This window comes from Roseovarius spongiae, from assembly GCF_003651245.1.
GTDB classification, from domain to species: domain Bacteria; phylum Pseudomonadota; class Alphaproteobacteria; order Rhodobacterales; family Rhodobacteraceae; genus Roseovarius; species Roseovarius spongiae.
On sequence record NZ_RAPE01000004.1, the window covers coordinates 100,295 to 120,025 of the forward strand.

Annotated in this window: 14 protein-coding genes and 2 tRNA genes; 7 read left to right on the top strand and 9 right to left on the bottom strand. The window is 66.1% G+C overall.

Annotation, left to right across the window (positions count from 1 at the left end; translation table 11 throughout):
• Positions 1–59: 59 nt before the first annotated feature.
• Positions 60–764 (top strand): SDR family oxidoreductase, encoded by a 705-nt coding sequence (locus D6850_RS14105; protein WP_121168092.1) that lies wholly within the window; start codon positions 60–62, stop codon positions 762–764.
• A 5-nt stretch (positions 765–769) separates the two neighbouring features.
• Here D6850_RS14105 and D6850_RS14110 read toward each other — a convergent pair whose 3' ends face one another.
• From D6850_RS14110 to D6850_RS14135, 6 genes are all read right to left on the bottom strand, one after another.
• Positions 770–1,363 carry a GNAT family N-acetyltransferase gene (locus tag D6850_RS14110; protein ID WP_121168094.1) on the bottom strand — a complete coding sequence of 198 codons (594 nt, stop codon included), beginning with the start codon at positions 1,361–1,363 and terminating at the stop codon, positions 770–772.
• A gap of 139 nt (positions 1,364–1,502) precedes the next feature.
• On the bottom strand, positions 1,503–6,029 hold the full coding sequence (gene gltB, locus D6850_RS14115; protein WP_121168096.1) for a glutamate synthase large subunit: 4,527 nt from the start codon (positions 6,027–6,029) through the stop codon (positions 1,503–1,505).
• On the bottom strand, positions 6,026–6,451 hold the full coding sequence (locus D6850_RS14120) for a GFA family protein (protein ID WP_342769540.1): 426 nt from the start codon (positions 6,449–6,451) through the stop codon (positions 6,026–6,028). The genes gltB and D6850_RS14120 overlap by 4 nt, the downstream gene beginning before the upstream one ends.
• Positions 6,452–6,503: 52 nt before the next feature.
• Positions 6,504–7,940 carry an NAD(P)-dependent oxidoreductase gene (locus D6850_RS14125; protein ID WP_206019278.1) on the bottom strand — a complete coding sequence of 479 codons (1,437 nt, stop codon included), beginning with the start codon at positions 7,938–7,940 and terminating at the stop codon, positions 6,504–6,506.
• 150 nt (positions 7,941–8,090) lie between these two features.
• Entirely contained in the window at positions 8,091–8,894 is an 804-nt protein-coding gene (locus D6850_RS14130; RefSeq protein WP_121168100.1) for an undecaprenyl-diphosphate phosphatase, read from the bottom strand.
• 18 nt (positions 8,895–8,912) lie between these two features.
• On the bottom strand, positions 8,913–9,893 hold the full coding sequence (locus D6850_RS14135) for a complex I NDUFA9 subunit family protein (protein WP_121168102.1): 981 nt from the start codon (positions 9,891–9,893) through the stop codon (positions 8,913–8,915).
• 148 nt (positions 9,894–10,041) lie between these two features.
• Here D6850_RS14135 and D6850_RS14140 point away from each other — a divergent pair.
• A tRNA-Leu gene (locus tag D6850_RS14140) sits at positions 10,042–10,127 on the top strand.
• 297 nt (positions 10,128–10,424) lie between these two features.
• Here the strand turns inward: D6850_RS14140 and D6850_RS14145 are convergent.
• Together D6850_RS14145 and D6850_RS14150 are read right to left on the bottom strand one after the other, a co-directional pair.
• Positions 10,425–10,500, bottom strand: a tRNA-Thr gene (locus D6850_RS14145).
• Between the two features lie 68 nt (positions 10,501–10,568).
• Positions 10,569–11,444, bottom strand: coding sequence for a hypothetical protein (locus D6850_RS14150; protein ID WP_121168104.1), 876 nt, complete (start codon positions 11,442–11,444; stop codon positions 10,569–10,571).
• A gap of 172 nt (positions 11,445–11,616) precedes the next feature.
• Between D6850_RS14150 and uvrB the strand changes: the two genes are divergently transcribed.
• The 5 genes from uvrB (at position 11,617) to infB (ending at position 19,391) form a co-directional block, all read left to right on the top strand.
• Complete coding sequence (gene uvrB / locus D6850_RS14155) at positions 11,617–13,839, top strand: excinuclease ABC subunit UvrB (RefSeq protein ID WP_121168106.1); 2,223 nt, start codon at positions 11,617–11,619, stop codon at positions 13,837–13,839.
• A 212-nt stretch (positions 13,840–14,051) separates the two neighbouring features.
• Positions 14,052–14,627, top strand: a complete 576-nt coding sequence (rimP, locus tag D6850_RS14160) for a ribosome maturation factor RimP (protein WP_121168108.1) — start codon at positions 14,052–14,054, stop codon at positions 14,625–14,627.
• Positions 14,628–14,631: 4 nt separating this feature from the next.
• Positions 14,632–16,251, top strand: a complete 1,620-nt coding sequence (gene nusA, locus D6850_RS14165) for a transcription termination factor NusA (protein ID WP_121168110.1) — start codon at positions 14,632–14,634, stop codon at positions 16,249–16,251.
• A gap of 24 nt (positions 16,252–16,275) precedes the next feature.
• Positions 16,276–16,911 (top strand): RNA-binding protein, encoded by a 636-nt coding sequence (locus D6850_RS14170; protein ID WP_121168112.1) that lies wholly within the window; start codon positions 16,276–16,278, stop codon positions 16,909–16,911.
• Positions 16,908–19,391, top strand: a complete 2,484-nt coding sequence (gene infB, locus D6850_RS14175; RefSeq protein ID WP_121168114.1) for a translation initiation factor IF-2 — start codon at positions 16,908–16,910, stop codon at positions 19,389–19,391. The genes D6850_RS14170 and infB overlap by 4 nt, the downstream gene beginning before the upstream one ends.
• Before the next feature lie 78 nt (positions 19,392–19,469).
• On the opposite strand, the gene D6850_RS19865 is transcribed toward infB, so the two are convergent.
• Entirely contained in the window at positions 19,470–19,604 is a 135-nt protein-coding gene (locus D6850_RS19865) for a hypothetical protein (RefSeq protein WP_281272595.1), read from the bottom strand.
• Between the last annotated feature and the right edge of the window lie 127 nt (positions 19,605–19,731).

Sequence of the window (19,731 nt, forward strand, 5' to 3'; positions counted from 1 at the left end):
CGCGCGGGCGGTCGCCCTGACCTACACAGAGCCCGAAACACGGAAATGGAGTTCTTATTATGTCTAGACAAAAGACCGCCCTCATCACCGCCGGGGGCAGCGGCCTCGGGGCCGGCGCCGCGCGTCGTCTCGCCGCCGATGGTTACCGGGTCGGCATCCTGTCGTCCTCGGGCAAGGGCGAGGCGCTGGCCGAGGAGTTGGGCGGTTTCGGCGTCACCGGATCGAACCTCGAACCCGACGACCTTGCCGCGCTGGTCGAGGGCGCGCAATCGCGCTGGGGCCGGGTCGATGTGCTGGTCAATTCCGCGGGGCACGGCCCCAAGGGTCCGGTTCTCGATATCACGGACGCGGACTGGCATTTGGGCATGGATGTCTACCTGTTGAACGTGATCCGGCCGACGCGGCTGGTCACGCCAATGATGCAGGCCCAGGGCGGCGGGGCGATCATCAACATATCGACCTTCGCGGCGTTCGAGCCCGACCCGCTGTTCCCGACCTCGGGCGTGTTCCGCGCCGGGCTGGCGGCGTTTTCCAAGCTCTACGCCGACAAACACGCCGCCGACAACATCCGTATGAACAACGTGCTGCCCGGCTTCATCGACAGTCTGCCCGAAGCCGAAGACCGCCGCGCGCGCATACCGATGGGGCGTTACGGCAAGGTGGAGGAGGTGTCATCGCTGATCTCGTGGCTGGCCTCCGAGAACGGCGCATACATGACCGGGCAGAACCTGCGGGTCGACGGTGGGCTGACCCGCGCGGTCTGAGTCCGTTAGCCCAGTTCGGCGAGCCGGTAGGCCTCGGTGAAACCGTCATTCGGAATCGCCGCGGCCTCCGGCGGCCGCGGCCCCAGCGAGACGCGCATCTCGATTTCGGTGGCGTCGCGGCGGATCTCGGTGGCTCCGAGGCGGCGCAGCAGCGCCAGCATCGGCGCGTTTTCGGCATGGACCAGCGCCAGGAAGCTGGTCACGCCGTTCTGCGTCGCGTGCTTGACCAGCGCGCCCATCAGGATGCCGCCAAGGCCGAGCCCCTGGAACCGGTCCACGACGGTCATCGCCATTTCGGCGACATCCCCGCCGGGCTTGGTGCGCACGTAGCGCGCGATACCCAGCGGCTCGACCGAGCGATGCCCCTGCCGTTCGGCGCCGATCACCGCGCGATGGTCGTCCGTGGGGGCGGTGAAATCGTCCAGTTCACGGTGCGAGAGTTGCGGATGCGGCCCGAGGAACCGCAGGTAGCGCGAGCGCTCGGACAACTGCCCGAACCCGGTGAGGATCAGCGCGCGGTCGTGGCGTCCGACCTCGCGGATTCGCACCAGTTCACCCGAGGCGAGCTGCGCGGTGAAGGGAATGAGGCGCACTGTCATGATGTGTCCGGAGCCCTCCGTTGGCGGGACGCCCCGGCCGGGAATGGCCGGGGCTGGGGTTTGTCGGAAACGGTGGCTTCAGTATAGCCCAACGTGCGTCGCGGGAAACGGTTCCACCGCTGGATGAGCGTTCTTTCCGTTACTCCGCCGGCACCGCTTCCTCATCTCGCGTGAGCGGGTGGGGCAGCTTGTCCAGCATTTCGATGGGGCAAACCTGAATGAAGGCGGGCAGTTCGCTTTGCCAGTGTTGCAGGATGTCGGCGGCGCGGCGGCTGCCGGTTTCGGCGGCGTGGCGCTCGATAAGGGCGCGCAGCTCGTCCTGCCAATGCGGGTGGCCGACCGCGCTTGTCACGACTGATTCGCGGTTCATCAGGATCGCGGCGCGGCCTTCGGGGTCATAGAGATAGGCCATGCCCCCGGTCATGCCGGCGGCAAAGTTGGCGCCGATCCGCCCGAGGATCACGGCGACCCCGCCGGTCATGTATTCGCATCCGTTGGAGCCACAGCCCTCGATCACCGTCCGCGCACCGGAATTGCGCACGGCGAACCGCTCGCCCGCGCGCCCGGCGGCGAAGAGATACCCGTCGGTGGCGCCGTAGAGAACGGTGTTGCCGATGATGGTGTTCTCTCCGGCGTCCAGCGGGCTGGCCATTGCGGGACGCACGACGATGATGCCGCCCGACAGCCCCTTGCCGACATAGTCGTTGGCGTCGCCCGATATCTCGAGCTTCAGCCCCGGCGCCGCGAAGGCGCCAAGGGATTGGCCCGCGCTGCCCGTCAGCTTTACCGTCAGGTGATCGGGTTGCAGCGCGTTGCGCATCCCGAACTTGCGCACGATATGGCTCGAAAGCCGCGTGCCCACCGTGCGGTTGGTGTTCTGGATCGCGTAATGGAGCTGCATCTTCTCCCCGTCCTCGAGGAAGCGCTGCGCGTCGCGCACGATTTCCGCATCGAGCGTGTCCGGCACCGCGTTGCGCGCGCGCGCCCGGTCATACGCGCCGGCGCCCTCGACGGTCAGAAGCATCGGATTGAGGTCGAGATCGTCAAGATGCGCCGAGCCACGGCTGACCTGCATGAGCAGATCCGCGCGCCCGATCACCTCGTCAAGGCTGCGCGCGCCGAGCTCCGCCAGCACCTCGCGCACCTCCTGCGCGTAGAAGGTGATGAGGTTCACGACCTTATCGGCGTTGCCGGTGAATTTCTCGCGCAGGGCGGGGTCCTGCGTGCAGACGCCGACGGGGCAGGTGTTGCTTTGGCACTGGCGCACCATGATGCAGCCCATCGCGATCAGCGCAGCGGTGCCGATGCCGTATTCCTCGGCGCCCATCATCGCGGCCATCACGATGTCGCGCCCGGTACGCAGCCCGCCATCGGTGCGCAGCGTGACGCGGTCGCGCAGGTGGTTCATCGACAGCACCTGGTGCGCTTCGGTCAGCCCCATTTCCCACGGAAGCCCCGCATACTTGATCGAGGTCGCCGGGCTGGCCCCGGTGCCGCCGTTGTGGCCGGAAATCAGGATGATGTCGGCCTTGGCCTTGGCCACGCCGGCGGCGATGGTGCCGACGCCGGACTGCGCCACCAGCTTCACCGTCACCTTGGCGCGCGGGTTGATCTGTTTCAGGTCGTAGATGAGCTGCGCGAGATCCTCGATCGAGTAGATGTCGTGATGCGGCGGCGGCGAAATCAGCGTCACGCCCGGCGTCGACAGGCGCAGCCGCGCGATCAGTTCCGTGACCTTCATCCCCGGAAGCTGACCGCCCTCGCCGGGCTTGGCGCCCTGGGCGACCTTGATCTCCAGCTCCTCGCACTGGTTGAGATATTCCGCCGTCACGCCGAACCGCCCTGACGCGACCTGCTTGATCTTGGCCGAGGGGTTGTCGCCGTTGGGTTCGGGGGTGAAATGCGCCGGGTCCTCGCCGCCCTCGCCGGAATCGCTGCGCGCGCCGATGCGGTTCATCGCGACATTGAGCGTCTTGTGGGCCTCGGGGCTCAGCGCGCCGAGCGACATGCCGGGTGTGACGAACCGCTTGCGGATCGCGGTGACGCTCTCGACCTCCTCGAGCGGGACCGGCTTGCCCAGCGGCTTGATCGCCATCAGGTCGCGGATATGGATCGGCGGACCGGACTGCATCAGGGCCGAGTAGCGTTTCCAGAGCTGGAAACTGCCCCGATCGCAGGCGGTCTGCATCATGTGCATGCCCTGCGCGTGCCAGGCGTGGCTTTCGCCCGACTTGCGCGCCTTGTAGAATCCGCCGATGGGCAACACGTTGTCGGCCGTGTCATACGCTCGCGTATGGATTTCTTCGGTCTTGGTCTGGATGCCGCTTACGCCGATGCCGCTGATGCGGCTCATGAGGCCGGGAAAATACTCGGCGCACATCGCGCGGCTGAGGCCGATCGCCTCGAAGTTGAGGCCGCCGCGATAGGACGAGATGACCGAAATCCCCATCTTCGACATGATCTTCAAGAGCCCCGCGTCGATGGCCCGGCGATAGCGCGCCACCGCTTCGGTCAGCGTGCCCTCCATCAGCCCGCGTTCGATCCGGTCGGCGAGGCTGTCCTCGGCCAGGTAGGCGTTCACGACCGTGGCGCCGCACCCGACGAGCACGGCGAAGTAATGCGGGTCGATACATTCCGCCGAGCGCACGTTGAGCGAACAGAACGTGCGCAGCCCCTTGCGCGTGAGGTGGCTGTGCACCGCGCTGGTGGCGAGGATCATCGGCATGCCGATGCGCTTTTCGCTCACGTTCTGATCGGTCAGCACGATATGCCCCGCGCCCGAGCGCACGGCGTCCTCGGCCTCGGAGCGGATGCGTTCGAGCCCCGCCTGCAAGGCGCCGCGCCCGGCTTCGAAGGTGCAGTCGATGGCGGTCACGTCGGCCTGGAAATGCTCCATCAGCACGTCCCACTGGGCGTTGCCGACAAACGGACTTTCGAGCACGATGATCTCGGTCTGCGCGCTCGACTCGTCCAGCACATTCTTGAGGTTGCCGAAGCGGGTCTTGAGGCTCATCACCCGGTATTCGCGCAGGGAATCGATGGGCGGGTTGGTGACCTGGCTGAAGTTTTGCCGGAAATAGTGGCTGAGCGGGCGATACTGTTTGCTCAGCACCGCGCTGGGCGTGTCATCGCCCATCGACCCGATCGCCTCTTTTCCGTCCTCGCCCATCGGGGCGAGGATCTGCTCGAGTTCCTCGATGGTGTAGCCCGCGGCAATCTGCCGGCGGCGCAGGTCGGCGCCGCTGTGCATCGCCGTTTCGCTCACCCCGGCGAGCCTGTCGTCAAGCTCGGTGATCCGGCTCACCCATTCACCGAACGGCAGCGCGGCGGCAAGCCGGTCCTTGATCGCGCGGTCGTCGAAAAGCGCGCCCTCGGCCATGTCCACCGCGATCATCTGCCCGGGGCCAAGCGCGCCCTTCTCCACGACGCTCGCCTCGTCCACCGGGACCATGCCCGCCTCGGACCCCGCGATCAGCAGCCCGTCGCCGGTCACGACATAGCGCATGGGGCGCAGCCCGTTCCGATCCAGCCCGGCGCAGACCCAGCGGCCATCGGTCATGGCGAGCGCGGCGGGCCCGTCCCAGGGTTCCATGACGGAGTTGCAGTAGGAATACATGTCCCGCCACGCCTGCGGCAGATCCTCGGCCTGTTTCGACCAGGCCTCGGGCACCATCATCGTCTTGGCCATCGGGGCGGAGCGCCCGGCGCGCACCAGCACCTCGAACACGGCATCGAGCGCGGCGGAATCGCTTGAGCCGCCGGCGATGATCGGCTTGATATCCTCGGCCAGGTCGCCGAAGGCGCTGCTGGCCATGCGGATTTCATGGCTTCGCATCCAGTTGCGGTTACCCTTCAGCGTGTTGATCTCACCGTTATGGGCCAGCATGCGGAACGGCTGCGCCAGCCACCATTGCGGGAAGGTGTTGGTCGAATAGCGCTGGTGATAGATCGCGAAGGCCGACTTGAACCGCTCGTCCATAAGGTCGGGGTAGAAGACCGCCACCTGCTCGGCCAGCATCATGCCCTTGTAGATGATCGACCGGCAACTGAGCGAGGCGATGTAGAACGCGGCGATCCCGGCGGCGGTCGCGGCCTTCTCGATCCGGCGGCGGATGACGTAAAGCTCGCGCTCGAAATCCTCTTCCTCGATCCCCTTGGCGTTGGAGATCATGATCTGTTCGATCTCCGGCCGGGTCGCGTTGGCCTTCTCGCCCAGGCAGGCGATATCGACAGGCACATGACGCCAGCCATAGATCTTGTGCCCCATGCGCAGCACTTCGGTCTCGACGATGGTGCGGCAGGTTTCCTGCGCGGCGAAGTCGGTGCGCGGCAGGAACACCTGTCCGATGGCCACAAGCTGATCCTCGCGCGGCTCGTGCCCCGTGCGGCGGATCGCGTCGTAGAAGAACGGCGCCGGGATCTGCACATGGATGCCAGCGCCGTCGCCGGTCATCCCGTCCGCGTCGACCGCGCCGCGATGCCAGATCGCCTTGAGCGCGTCGATTCCGGCCTGCACCACTGCGCGGCTCGGCGCGCCGTCGATGCTGACGACAAGGCCGACCCCGCAGGAGGAATGTTCGTCCTCGTGGTCGTACATGCCGTTCTCGGCCAGCCAGTCGCGTTTCAACGCCTCGGCGGCGGCCCATTCGGCGTCATGGATGGTCATGCGTCGTCTCCTTCGACGTGGTTATGGGCGGCCTCGTATTCGGCGCGGGTCCGGGTCGCGTGATCCCCGGCCAGACGGGCCGCCGGCATTGCGCAATCGCTGTAGATTTCCGATCCCAGCGGCCAGCCCAGCGCCGCGTCGAAAAGCCCCGGCATGAGATCGTAGGACGCGTCGGCGCGGTCGGTGTCGCGCATCCACAGATGCGATCCGCAGGTTGCGCAGAACGCGCGTTCGGCAAAGGACGACGACATGTGCCGCGTGACCGGGCCGGTCACGGTGACGGCCTCCGGCGCCGCCTCGAAACACAGGAAGAGCCCGCCGGTCCATTGCTGGCACATGCGGCAATGACAGGCGCCGATCTCCGGCTCATGCGCGCCGGCGAGCGTGATCCGCACCGCGCCGCACAGGCATTCTCCGATCATGCTACCCATCTCTTTCATTGTTCCTCAAATACCCATCGCGCCACATGCGCCGCTATTCCGCCGCCAGCGCGGCGCCAGCCGCGTCAAGATCGCCCAACACCGCATCCGCGCAATCGCGCCCGTCGCGGATCGCCCAGACGACGAGGGAGGCGCCGCGCACGATGTCGCCAACCGCATAGACCCCCTCCATACCCGTGCGTCCGGTCTCGAACTCGGCCCGGATCGTGCCCCAGCGGGTCACCGGCAGGTCCGGCTGGCCCCAGAGCGTCGGCAGATCCTCGGGCTCAAAGCCGAGCGCCTTGATGACCATGTCGGCGGGTTCGTCATGCTCGGCGCCCTCGATCTCCTCGGGCGCCTGGCGGCCCGTCGCGTCGGGTGCGCCAAGACGCATCTGCTGGACGCGCACGGCGTTCACTGGATCGCCTAGGAACGCCCTGGGCGCGCTCAGCCAGTCGAATGTCACGCCCTCTTCCTCGGCGTTGGCGACCTCGCGCTGGCTGCCGGGCATGTTGGCGCGGTCGCGCCGGTAGAGGCATTTCACCGACGCAGCCCCCTGCCGGACCGCCGTGCGCACGCAGTCCATCGCCGTGTCGCCGCCGCCGATCACCACCACGCGCTTACCGGCGGCGTTCAGTTCTCCGCTGTCGAATTCGGGCACCTCGTCGCCGAAGGATCGGCGGTTGGACGCGGTCAGGTAGTCGAGCGCGCGCACGATGCCCACCGCGCCCGCGCCCGGCCCCTGCAATTCGCGCGACTTGTAAACGCCGGTGGCGATGATGATCGCGTCGTGCCGCGACCGGAGCGCGTCAAAGGAAATGTCGGTCCCCACGGCGCAGTTCAGCTTCATCTCGACGCCGCCCTGTTCAAGCTGCTCCATCCGGCGCATGACGACCTCTTTCCCGAGCTTGAAGCCGGGGATCCCGTAGATCATCAGCCCGCCGCCCCGGTCGTGGCGGTCATACACGGTGACCTGCACGCCCGCGCGCCGCAGCGCGTCCGCCGCCGCCAGCCCGCCGGGCCCGGCGCCGATGACGCCCACGCTCTCGGCCCGCTCGCGGCGCGGCGCGATGGGCGGCACCCAGCCCTGTTCCCACGCGGTGTCGGTGATGTACTTCTCGACCGCGCCGATGGTGACGGTCCCGTGGCCGGCCTGTTCGATCACGCAATTGCCTTCGCAGAGCCGGTCCTGCGGGCAGATCCGCCCACAGATCTCGGGGAAGGTGTTGGTCGCCTGGCTGAGTTCATACGCCTCCTGCAGGCGCCCTTCGGCGGTGAGACGCAGCCAGTCGGGGATGTTGTTGTGCAGCGGGCAATGCGTCTGGCAGTAGGGCACGCCGCACTGGCTGCACCGGCTGGCCTGCTCGCGCGCCTTGGCGTCGGCGTATTCGGCGTAGATTTCGTGAAAGTCGCGATTGCGCAGATCCGGCGGCCGCTTTTCTGGCATGTCGCGGGGGGTCGTGACGAATTTCAGCATCGGGTTCTCGGCCACGGGCGCATCTCCGGTTGGACTCGCCGTGGATAAACCGCGCCGCCGGAGAATAAAAGACAGCAATGCTGTCTTAATATGGTTTTTCCAACCTCGAACCTTGCGAAAAGCCGCCTCGTTCCTCAAAAATTAGTAAACAAGTGTGTCCTATCGCTATCCAAGGACGAAAAGCAGCGCCAGCGCGGCGACGCCGGCGGTGATTCGCCACCAGCCGAAGAACGCGTAGCCATTGCGGCTCACGAAGCCCAGGAGCCACTTGACCACCAGCGCCGCGGTGACGAAGGCGCAGGCCAGCCCGACGGCGATATCGCTCACCGCGCCGAGGTCGAGGACGGCGCGATTGGCCCAGAGATCATAGGCGAAGGCCCCCGCCATCGTCGGCATCGACAGGAAGAACGAGAATTCGGCCGCCGCCCGCTTGCCCACGCCCATCAGCAGCGCGCCGACGATCGTCGCCCCCGACCGGCTGGTGCCGGGCACCATGGCAAGGCACTGGAACAGCCCGATGCGCAGCGCGACGTTCAGCGGCAGACGCATCGCGTCGTCGTGGCGCGGGCGCGGCGCGAAGCGGTCCACGAAGAGCAACAGGACGCCGCCGAGGATCAGCATCACCGCGATCAGCATCGGCGTCTCGAACAGGACCGTCTTGATGAACTTGTGCGCGAAGACCCCGATCACCGCCGCTGGAAGGAAGGCGATGAGGATCGACCACAAGAACCGCCGCGCCTGCCGATCACGGGGTGCTGCGCGCGCGACCGCGATCAGCTTGCCCGAATAGATCGTCAGGATCGCCAGCACCGCGCCCAGCTGGATCACCACCTCGAAGGTGCGCCCGGCGCTGTTGAACCCGAGGAAGTGCCCGAACAAGAGAAGATGCCCGGTGGAGGACACCGGGATGAACTCGGTCAGGCCCTCGATCAGCCCGAGAAAGGCCGCGAGAAGCGTCGTATCGGACATCTGGCCTTTCCCGCCGGATCAGGCGCGCAGGTTTCGCGCGGATTCCTTGATCGCTGCGTACTGCCCCGACGGGCGGAAGCGCCAGAGATACTCGGGCAGAACCGCTTCGAGCGACTGCGGCGTGATCCCCAGCGCCTCGAACCCGCGCGCGCCTTCGGGCGCGACGTTGTCGGAGCGTAGCGTCGTCACCTGGTCGCGGGTGATCTGCGCGGGGATGAGTCCGAGGCTCAGGAACTGCACCATCTCCATCACGGCGCCCATGACGCTGGCGATCGGGAACGGGATGTTCATGATCAGCCGCCGCCGCCGGATCACGCCCAGCATCTGGCGGATCAACTCGCCGAAGGTGTTCACGTCCGGGCCGCCCAGCGTGTAGATGCCCGGCGCGGCCGCGCCGGTCGCCCCGAGGAATGCGGCATGCGCGACATCGTCGACATAGACCGGCTGCAACTTGGCGCTGGCCCCGACAATGGGCAGCACCGGCCCAAAGCGCGACATCGCAGCGAAACGGTTGAAGAACGCATCCTCCGCCCCGAAGATCACCGATGGGCGCAGGATCATGGCGTCGGGGAAATGTTCGAGGACCGCCGCCTCGCCCTCGCCCTTGGACTGCGCATAGAGGCTGTCCGCCTCCGGGTCCGCGCCGATCGCCGAGATGTGGACCATGCGCGCAACGCCCTGTTCGGTCGCGATGCGCGCAATGCGCCCCGCGCCCTCGTTCTGCACCGCGTCGAAATTGTTGCGGCCGCCACGATCGAACGTGCCCACGCAGTTGATCACCACGTCCGCGCCGCGCGTCACCGCGCGCACGCTGTCATCGTCGCGGATGTTGCAGAAGACCGGCGCGACCTGCCCGACGACGCCGTAAGGCGTGACATGCATGGCCTCGTTCGGGCGGCGCACCGCGACCCGCACACGCCATCCCGCCTTCGCCAGACGCCGGACGATGTAACGCCCCACAAAACCTGATCCGCCGTAAACGGTGACGAGTTTCGACATGGCTGGCCTCCGCGGCATCGCGTGTTTCGGTCGCTCCAGTCCTACCCGCCCCGCGCCGCCCCGACAAGGCGGAAGGCGCCCGTTTCACGCGGCAAATTGCCGTTGACACCGCCTGTCCCTGCGTCTAAACGCACGGCTCACGGCACCTGCCCAGGTGGCGGAATGGTAGACGCGCTGGCTTCAGGTGCCAGTGGCCGCAAGGCCGTGGAGGTTCGAGTCCTCTCCTGGGCACCACTCTTCTCAGCTAACGCATTGGTAACGCTCCAGCTTTAACTCGAGCCAGGAGCCGTAGACCATGTCGAAGACTACTTCGCCCGGGTTCACCTTCGTTAAAGCGGGGTGTTCTACTTCAGTGGTCGCACCCCTAGAGAGTTGCTTCGCCACTATTCGTCCCCTGGGATCGCCTTCTCTCTGCGCATGAGGTCCGCGAGGGCGAGCTTGGAGTCACGCCCACGTTTGAAAGACGTTTGAAAATATCGACACACCGAGATCAGCGACCTTGATGCTTTCGTTCACTTTCGACGATCTAACTGGTGCCCCCACACGGACTCGAACCGCGGACCTACTGATTACAAATCAGTTGCTCTACCAGCTGAGCTATAGGGGCGCCGGGGGCGGGAGTAGCAGCGGGGCGGGGGCTTGGCAAGAGTGCGCGGGCGCGCTTTCAAAGGCGCGTCACGGGGCGATGAGGGTGATGCCCGGTATGCGCGCGATGGCGTAGACGTCCTCATCATAAAGATCGGTCAACTGATCGACCAGTTCCTCGGTCCAGCCGGGCAGGTCCAGTTCCTGTTCGATCGCGTCCTCTTCGGCGAACTTGTCGAGGAAGGCGACGATGACGCGGCGTTTCTGGATTTCCGTCATGTCCGGATGCTGGGCGAGGTAGGATTCGAAGCGGGCCATGCCGGGTTTGGACATGATCTGGCGCAGCAGAAGGTATTCGCCTTCGATCGGCACGGTCGGTTCGAGCGCGGCCATCTCGCGCAGGATCTGGCCGAAAATCAGCGGCGTGTCCTCGTTGCACCAGATGGTGATCGGGATGTCGGGCGCGGCGGCGCGCATGCGGCCGACAAGGTCGGACCAGCGCATCCCGGCCGGATCGGCGCCGTTCAGGTAGCTGTCGATCGAGTCGAACTGCGTCTGTTGCAGGAGCGCCGGCAGGAAGGTGGCGGGGTTGCAGAGCCCCATGAAGATCTCGATCTCGTCGCCGGCGAAGATCTCGCGCAGCGCCTCGATGCGCGCGCCGGCCGCGGAATAGAACTCACCCCCCGAGGCGGCCATCTTGGGCGTGCCGAAAAACCCGTGATTGGACAGCACCAGCCGTTCGCATTCATCCTCGGGCATGAGCGCGTCGATCACGATGTCGCGGGTTTCCGACGTCGTGTCGCCGTCCATCCCGGCATGCAGGATATCGCGCATCAGCTTGCGGTAGGCGGTCGGGTGCGGCACCGACGTGCCCCGTTCGGCCAGCATGGCCTGGTTGTTTATCAGGCATTTGACCAGCTTGTCCTCGTCCGTGTTGTGGGCGCCTGCGTGTAGAACGAGCTGCATGATCGGGGTGGCTCCGCTTGGATGTCGGCGCAATATATGGGGGTTCTGGCGGCAGATAAACCGCTATTTGCGCCCGTCGCGACGGCCCTGCGGGTTGAAGCGGGCCGGAAAAACGACAAATGTTAAAGCTGACCCTTCCTGCCGGACCGTCCCGTTTCCGAAAGCTCTGCCCATGTCCTACGTCAATTCCGACAAGCAACCCGTGCGCGATATGCCGATGCTGGCCAACCCGGCGCCGGACGTGCGCGAGCGCGAAAAGCTGGAAGGCGGCAAGCGGCTCGAGATGGTGACGGAGTTCGCCCCGGCCGGCGATCAGCCCGCCGCGATCAGCGAACTGAGCGAAGGCGTGCTGAGCGGCGAGCGTAACCAGGTGCTGCTGGGCGCGACCGGCACGGGCAAGACCTACACCATGGCCAAGGTGATCGCGGAGACCCAGCGCCCGGCGATCATCCTCGCCCCGAACAAGACGCTGGCGGCGCAGCTCTATGGTGAGTTCAAGGGCTTCTTCCCGAACAACGCGGTCGAGTATTTCGTCAGTTTCTACGACTATTACCAGCCCGAGGCCTACGTGCCACGCTCGGACACCTTCATCGAGAAGGAGTCCCAGATCAACGAGCAGATCGACCGGATGCGCCACTCGGCCACCCGCGCGCTGCTCGAACGCGACGACGTGATCATCGTGGCGTCGGTGTCCTGCATCTACGGCATCGGCAGCGTCGAGACCTACGGCGCGATGACGCAGGATCTGAAGGTCGGACAAGAATACAACCAGCGGCAGGTGATGGCCGATCTGGTGGCCCAGCAATACAAGCGCAACGACCAGGCCTTTCAGCGGGGCAGCTTCCGGGTGCGGGGGGACGGTCTCGAGATTTTCCCGGCCCACCTCGAGGATCGCGCCTGGCGGCTCAGCTTCTTCGGCGAGGAGCTGGAAGCGATCACCGAGTTCGATCCCCTCACCGGCGAGAAGACGGATACGTTCGATCAGATCCGCGTCTACGCCAACAGCCACTACGTGACCCCCAAGCCGACGATGCAGCAGGCGATCATCAACATCCGCAAGGAGTTGCGCGCGCGGCTGGATCAACTCGTCGGCGAGGGCAAGCTGCTGGAAGCGCAGCGGTTGGAGCAGCGCACAAATTTCGACCTCGAGATGCTGGAGGCCACCGGCGTCTGTAACGGGATCGAGAACTACTCGCGCTACCTCACTGGGCGGGCGCCGGGGGAGCCGCCCCCGACGCTGTTTGAATTCATCCCCGACAACGCCATCGTCTTCGCGGATGAAAGCCATGTCAGCGTTCCGCAAATCGGCGGCATGTACAAGGGCGACTACCGGCGCAAGTTCACGCTGGCCGAGCACGGCTTTCGCCTGCCCAGTTGCATGGACAACCGGCCGCTCAAGTTCGAGGAATGGGACGCCATGCGTCCGCAATCGGTCTTCGTGTCGGCCACGCCGAAGGACTGGGAGCTTGACCAGGCCGGCGGCGTGTTCGTCGAACAGGTGATCCGCCCGACCGGCCTGCTCGACCCGATGGTCGAAATCCGCCCCGTTGAAACGCAGGTCGACGACCTTCTCGACGAGGTGCGCAAGGTAAGCGGCGAAGGCTACCGCACGCTGGTCACCACCCTGACCAAGCGCATGGCCGAGGATCTGACCGAATACATGCACGAACAGGGCATAAAGGTGCGCTACATGCACAGCGACATCGACACGATCGAGCGGATCGAGATCCTGCGCGATCTGCGTCTTGGCGCGTTCGACGTTCTGATCGGCATCAACCTGTTGCGCGAGGGGCTGGATATTCCCGAATGCGGGCTGGTGGCGATTCTCGATGCGGACAAGGAGGGGTTCCTGCGCTCGGAAACCTCGCTGATCCAGACCATCGGGCGGGCCGCGCGCAATGCCGAGGGGCGCGTCATCATGTATGCGGACCGAATCACCGGCAGCATGGAACGCGCGCTGGGCGAAACCGATCGCCGCCGGGCCAAGCAGATCGCCTATAACGAGGAACACGGGATCACCCCGGCGACCGTCAAGAAGAACGTCGAGGACATCCTCGCGGGGCTTTACCAGGGCGACGTGGACATGAACCGCGTCACCGCCACGATCGACAGGCCGATGGTCGGCGGCAATCTTCAGGCGCATCTCGACGGGCTGCGGGCGGATATGCTCAAGGCCGCCGAGAACCTCGAGTTCGAAGAGGCGGCAAGGCTGCGCGACGAGGTAAAGCGCCTTGAGGCGGTCGATCTCGCCATCGCGGACGACCCGCTAGCGCGGCAGCAGGCGGTCGAGAAGGCGTCGGCCGAGGCGACCCGTGGGCGCGGCCGGTCTACCGCCGGCAAGCCGGGGCAGAGGGGCGGGAACGTGCGCCGCCGCCGCTCTCCGGGGCGCGGCTGAGCGGCGCGGCGCGCCTGCGAACACCCGATTGTGACAGCGACGACCGGCGGAGATGCGTCTGCGGCCGCAGTCATGCCTTGCGCCCCGCTTGCAATCGTCCTATATGCTCTTCAACAGCGGCGCGATCGGGTCCAAACCGGAACGCTCCACCGGAAATTCTGACGGGCCGCGCGCCCGTTTTTTTGTGCTTGAAGGACTGTCCAGGAATCCCGATGACCAACGACCTGATCGCCAAGGCCGCCATCGATCGCCGCATGGCCGAGATCATCACCCCGGTGATCGAGGACCTCGGATTCGAACTGGTCCGCGTGCGGCTGATGGGCGGCAAGACCAACACGCTTCAGATCATGGCCGATCGCCCCGAGGGCGGGATCGAGGTCGATGACTGCGCGCAGATCAGCACCGCGGTGAGCGCCGCGCTCGACGTGGAAGACCCGATCGCCGACGCCTACACGCTCGAGGTGAGCAGCCCCGGCATCGACCGCCCGCTGACCCGGATCAAGGATTTCGAAGCCTTCGAGGGCTACGAGGCCAAGTTGGAGACCGGCGAGTTGATCGACGGGCGCAAACGCTTCAAGGGCGTCCTGGCCGGCGTCGAAGGCTCCGAGGTGCTGATCAACGTCGAGGAAGGCACCATCGGGCTTGAATTCGACTGGCTCGCCGACGCCAAGCTGGTGCTGACGGACGAGCTGATCAAGGAAATGCTGCGCCAGCGCAAGGCGGCGGGCGTGATCGACGAAGACAAATTCGATTCAATTGAGACTGACGACGGTTCCGAGGAGGACTGAAAGAATGGCGATTACCTCTGCCAACCAGCTTGAACTGTTGCAAACCGCCGAGGCGGTGGCGCGCGAGAAGATGATCGACCCCGGCCTCGTGGTCGAAGCGATGGAAGAGAGCCTCGCGCGTGCGGCCAAATCCCGCTACGGCGCGGAAATGGACATTCGCGTCAGCATCGACCGCAAGACGGGTCGCGCGACCTTCACCCGCGTGCGCACCGTCGTCGAGGACGAGGAGCTCGAGAATTACCAGGCCGAGATGACGGTCGAGCAGGCGAAACAGTACCTGGACGATCCCAAGGTGGGCGACCAGTTCGTCGAGGAAGTTCCCCCCGTCGAAATGGGACGCATCGCCGCGCAGTCGGCCAAGCAGGTGATTCTACAGAAGGTCCGCGAGGCCGAGCGCGACCGCCAGTACGAGGAATTCAAGGACCGCATCGGCACCATCATCAACGGCCAGGTCAAGCGCGAGGAATACGGCAACGTCATCGTCGATGTCGGCTCGGGCGAGGCGATCCTGCGCCGCAACGAGAAGATCGGCCGCGAAGCCTATCGCCCCAACGACCGCATCCGCTGTTACATCAAGGACGTGCGCCGCGAACAGCGCGGTCCGCAGATCTTTCTGTCGCGCACCGCGCCCGAGTTCATGGAGGCGCTGTTCAAGATGGAAGTGCCCGAGATCTACGACGGCATCATCGACATCAAGGCCTGCGCCCGCGACCCCGGAAGCCGCGCCAAGATCGCGGTCATCAGCTATGATAACTCGATCGACCCGGTCGGCGCCTGCGTGGGGATGCGCGGCAGCCGCGTGCAGGCCGTCGTGAACGAGCTTCAGGGCGAAAAGATCGACATCATCCCATGGAACGAGGACCAGCCGACCTTCCTCGTCAACGCGCTGCAACCCGCCGAGGTCACCAAGGTGGTGCTGGACGAGGAAGCGGGCAAGATCGACGTGGTCGTCCCCGAGGATCAGCTCAGCCTCGCCATCGGGCGGCGCGGACAGAACGTGCGGCTCGCGTCGCAACTGACCGGGCTCGACATCGACATCATGACCGAGGCCGAGGACAGCGAGCGCCGCCAGAAGGAGTTCGAGGAACGCACCGCGCTCTTCATGGAAACGCTCGACCTCGACGAATTCTTCGCCCAGCTTCTGGTCTCCGAAGGCTTCACCAACCTGGAGGAAGTCGCCTATGTCGAGCAGGAGGAACTGCTGGTCATCGACGGCGTCGACGAGGACACCGCGGCAGAGCTTCAGGCCCGCGCCCGCGATATCCTCGAGGCCCGCGCCAAGGAGGCGATGGACGAGGCGCGCAGCCTGGGCGTCGAGGACAGCCTGGTTGAATTCGAGGGGCTGACACCCCAGATGATTCTGGCGCTGGCGAAAGACGATGTGAAGACGCTCGAGGATTTCGCGACCTGCGCCGACTGGGAACTGGCCGGCGGCTGGACCGTGGCGGACGGCGAACGCATCAAGGACGACGGCATACTCGAACCGTTCGACGTCAGCCTCGAGGAAGCGCAGAACATGGTGATGACCGCGCGCATCCTGCTGGGCTGGGTCGACCCGGCCGAACTTGAGCCCGAAGCGCCCGAAGACGCCGAAGGCGCGGAAGAACAGGAGGCCGAGGCCTGACCTCAGGCCTCGAATCGGCACCCGATGGGACGCGGAGGGCAACCCAAAGACCGTGAAAGCGGTCCAGAGCGCAAATGCATCGCCACGGGCGAGGTGCGACCGAAGCATGGGCTTCTGCGTTTCGTCGTCAGCCCGGATGGCGTCGTGCTTCCGGATCTGGCGCACAAGCTGCCCGGACGCGGCATGTGGGTTGCGGCGGATCGCGACGCGCTGGCCAAGGCGGCGGCGAACAAGGGCCTGTTCGCCCGCGCGGCGAAAGGGGTCGTCACGGTCCCCGACGACCTGCCGGCGATGGTGGAAACGATGCTGGCGCGCCGGATCGTCGATCTGATCAGCCTCAGCCGCAAGGGCGGTGATGCGGTGGCGGGCTACGAAAAGGTCAAGGACTGGCTGGCCAAGGAAGAGGCCGAGGTGCTGATCCAGGCCAGCGACGGGTCCGAGCGGGGAAAATCGAAGCTGAGCACGCCTTATGGCGGCTCTTTCATCGGCTGGCTGACGGCGGACGAGCTGGGCCGGGCTTTTGGCCGTCAAACCGCGATTCACGCAGCTTTGCGTGCTGGTGGTTTGACGCAACGTGTTGTAGAGGAGGCGGCAAGGCTGAAAGGTCTGCGCGTCTCGGACGATGGCGGCGGTCGTCGGAAAGGAAAGTGTACCAGATGAGCGACAACGACGGAAAGAAAACCTTGGGTGTGCGCGGTGGTCCCCGGTCGGGGAATGTGAAGCAGAGCTTCAGCCACGGGCGGACCAAGAACGTCGTGGTGGAAACCAAGCGCAAGCGCGTCGTGGTGCCCAAGCCGGGCACCGCGCCCGGAGCGACCTCCACCGCCAAGCCGGCGCCGGCGGGCGATCCCTCCAAGCGCCCGGCGGGCATTTCGGACGCCGAGCTGGAGCGCCGGATGAAGGCGCTCGCCGCCGCCAAGGCGCGCGAGGCCGAAGAGGCCGAGAAGCGCGCCGCGAAGGAAAAGGAACGTGAAGAAGAGCGCCAGCGCCGCCGCGAGGAGGCCGAGGCCAAGGAGCGCGCGGAACGTGAGCGTGAGGATGCGCTCAAGGCCAAGGCCGACGAGGAAGAGCGCGCCCGCCGCGAGGCCGAAGAGGCCAAGCGCGCCGCCGCCGCGCCCACGCCGCCCGCGCAGGAGGCGCCCGCCGGCCGCGCCGCGCGCGCCGACGCCGCGCCTTCGCGCAAGCATGACCGCGACCGCGACCACCGCCCCTCCAAGGGCAAGGGCATGGGCGGCGAGGGTCGGCGCTCGGGCAAGCTCACGCTGAACCAGGCGCTTTCGGGCGACGGTGGCCGGCAGAAGTCGATGGCCGCGATGAAGCGCAAGCAGGAGCGCGCCCGCCAGAAGGCGATGGGCGGCCATGTCGAGCGCGAGAAGATCGTGCGCGACGTGCAGCTTCCTGAAACCATCGCCGTGTCGGAACTGGCCGTACGGATGGCCGAACGGGTCGGCGACGTGATCAAGGCGCTGATGAACAACGGCATGATGGTCACCCAGAACGAGGCGATCGACGCCGATACCGCCGAACTCATCATCGAGGAATTCGGCCACCGCGTGGTGCGCGTCTCGGACGCGGATGTCGAGGACGTGATCGACCAGGTCGAGGACGAGCCCGAAGACCTGAAGCCGCGCCCGCCGGTCATCACCATCATGGGCCACGTGGACCACGGCAAGACATCGCTGCTGGACGCCATCCGCGACGCGAAGGTCGTCGCCGGAGAGGCCGGCGGCATCACCCAGCATATCGGCGCCTACCAGGTGACGACCGACAGCGGCGCGGTGCTGACCTTCCTCGACACCCCCGGCCACGCGGCGTTCACGTCCATGCGCGCGCGCGGCGCGCAGGTGACGGATATCGTCGTTCTCGTGGTCGCCGCTGACGATGCGGTCATGCCGCAGACGGTCGAGGCGATCAACCACGCCAAGGCCGCCGGCGTGCCGATGATCGTCGCCATCAACAAGGTCGACAAGCCCGAGGCCAACCCGCAGAAGGTGCGCACCGACCTGTTGCAGCACGAGGTCGTGGTCGAGGCGCTTTCGGGCGACGTGCAGGATGTCGAGGTCAGCGCGATCTCGGGACAGGGGCTTGACGAGCTGCTCGAAGCGATCGCGCTTCAGGCCGAGATCCTCGAATTGAAGGCCAACCCCGATCGCGCCGCCGAAGGCGCGGTGATCGAGGCGCAGCTCGACGTGGGCCGCGGTCCGGTCGCCACTGTCCTCGTGCAGAAGGGCACGCTGCGGCAGGGCGATATCTTTGTCGTCGGCGAGCAATACGGCAAGGTGCGCGCGCTGGTCGACGATCGCGGCGAGCGCGTGAAGGAGGCCGGCCCGTCGGTTCCGGTCGAGGTGCTCGGCATCAACGGCACGCCCGAGGCGGGCGATGTGCTGAACGTGGTCGGGGCAGAGGCGCAGGCGCGCGAAATCGCCGAATACCGCGAGAAGGTCGCGAAGGACAAGCGCGCCGCCGCCGGCGCCGCGGTGACGCTGGATCAGCTCATGGCCAGCGCCAAGGAAAGCGCGAACGTGGTCGAGATGCCCATCCTGATCAAGTCCGACGTGCAGGGCAGCGCCGAGGCGATCGCGCAGGCGATGGAGAAGATCGGCAACGAGGAAGTGCGCGTGCGCGTGCTGCACTCGGGCGTCGGCGCCATCACCGAGAGCGACATCGGCCTGGCCGAAGCGTCGGGCGCGCCGGTGCTGGGCTTCAACGTCCGCGCCAACGCCCCCGCGCGGCAGAGCGCCAACCAGAAGGGTGTCGAGATCCGCTACTACTCGATCATCTACGACCTCGTGAACGACGTGAAGGCCGCGGCCTCGGGTCTGCTGGGCGCGGAGATTCGCGAGAAGTTCATCGGCTACGCCCAGATCAAGGAGGTCTTCAAGGTCACCGGGGTCGGCAAGGTCGCCGGCTGTCTCGTGACCGAAGGCGTCGCGCGCCGGTCCGCCGGGGTGCGGCTGCTGCGCGATGACGTGGTGATCCATGAAGGCACGCTCAAGACGCTCAAGCGGTTCAAGGACGAGGTGGCGGAGGTCCAGTCCGGCCAGGAATGCGGCATGGCGTTCGAGAACTACGACGACATCCGCCCGGGCGACGTGATCGAGATCTTCGAGCGCGAGGAAGTCGAGCGCACGCTCGAATGACCGCCGCGACGATGCGCGCATGAAAAGGGACGGACCGCGCTGGTCCGTCCCTTTTTCATTTCAACTGGTGAGAACCTGTCAGGCGGCCTTGGACACCGGCATCCCTGCATAGAGGCGATCGCCATCCCGCACCTGAACCCGGCCATCCGGCAGAAGGCGCACGAAAATGCCCTGCACGAGAACGCAACTGCCGAGCCGAATGGTTTGCAACATGCCGTATCCCCCCAGATATCGACTGGTCGAATTTCGTTTGGCGCAACTGCCAGCAACACTAAATTAACAGACCACATGCTAATAATAACTTAAAACCGCGGGACTGGAAGCGGTTTCATCGCACCTG

Bases quoted from the DNA above. Each gene is read 5' to 3' on its own strand.
- D6850_RS14105 (WP_121168092.1), top strand. From the start codon at position 60: ATGTCTAGACAAAAGACCGCCCTCATCACCGCCGGGGGCAGCGGCCTC.
- D6850_RS14110 (WP_121168094.1), bottom strand. From the start codon at position 1,363: ATGACAGTGCGCCTCATTCCCTTCACCGCGCAGCTCGCCTCGGGTGAA.
- gltB (WP_121168096.1), bottom strand. From the start codon at position 6,029: ATGACCATCCATGACGCCGAATGGGCCGCCGCCGAGGCGTTGAAACGC.
- D6850_RS14120 (WP_342769540.1), bottom strand. From the start codon at position 6,451: ATGATCGGAGAATGCCTGTGCGGCGCGGTGCGGATCACGCTCGCCGGC.
- D6850_RS14130 (WP_121168100.1), bottom strand. From the start codon at position 8,894: ATGTCCGATACGACGCTTCTCGCGGCCTTTCTCGGGCTGATCGAGGGC.
- D6850_RS14135 (WP_121168102.1), bottom strand. From the start codon at position 9,893: ATGTCGAAACTCGTCACCGTTTACGGCGGATCAGGTTTTGTGGGGCGT.
- D6850_RS14150 (WP_121168104.1), bottom strand. From the start codon at position 11,444: ATGCAGCTCGTTCTACACGCAGGCGCCCACAACACGGACGAGGACAAG.
- uvrB (WP_121168106.1), top strand. From the start codon at position 11,617: ATGTCCTACGTCAATTCCGACAAGCAACCCGTGCGCGATATGCCGATG.
- rimP (WP_121168108.1), top strand. From the start codon at position 14,052: ATGACCAACGACCTGATCGCCAAGGCCGCCATCGATCGCCGCATGGCC.
- nusA (WP_121168110.1), top strand. From the start codon at position 14,632: ATGGCGATTACCTCTGCCAACCAGCTTGAACTGTTGCAAACCGCCGAG.
- D6850_RS14170 (WP_121168112.1), top strand. From the start codon at position 16,276: ATGGGACGCGGAGGGCAACCCAAAGACCGTGAAAGCGGTCCAGAGCGC.
- infB (WP_121168114.1), top strand. From the start codon at position 16,908: ATGAGCGACAACGACGGAAAGAAAACCTTGGGTGTGCGCGGTGGTCCC.
- D6850_RS19865 (WP_281272595.1), bottom strand. From the start codon at position 19,604: ATGTTGCAAACCATTCGGCTCGGCAGTTGCGTTCTCGTGCAGGGCATT.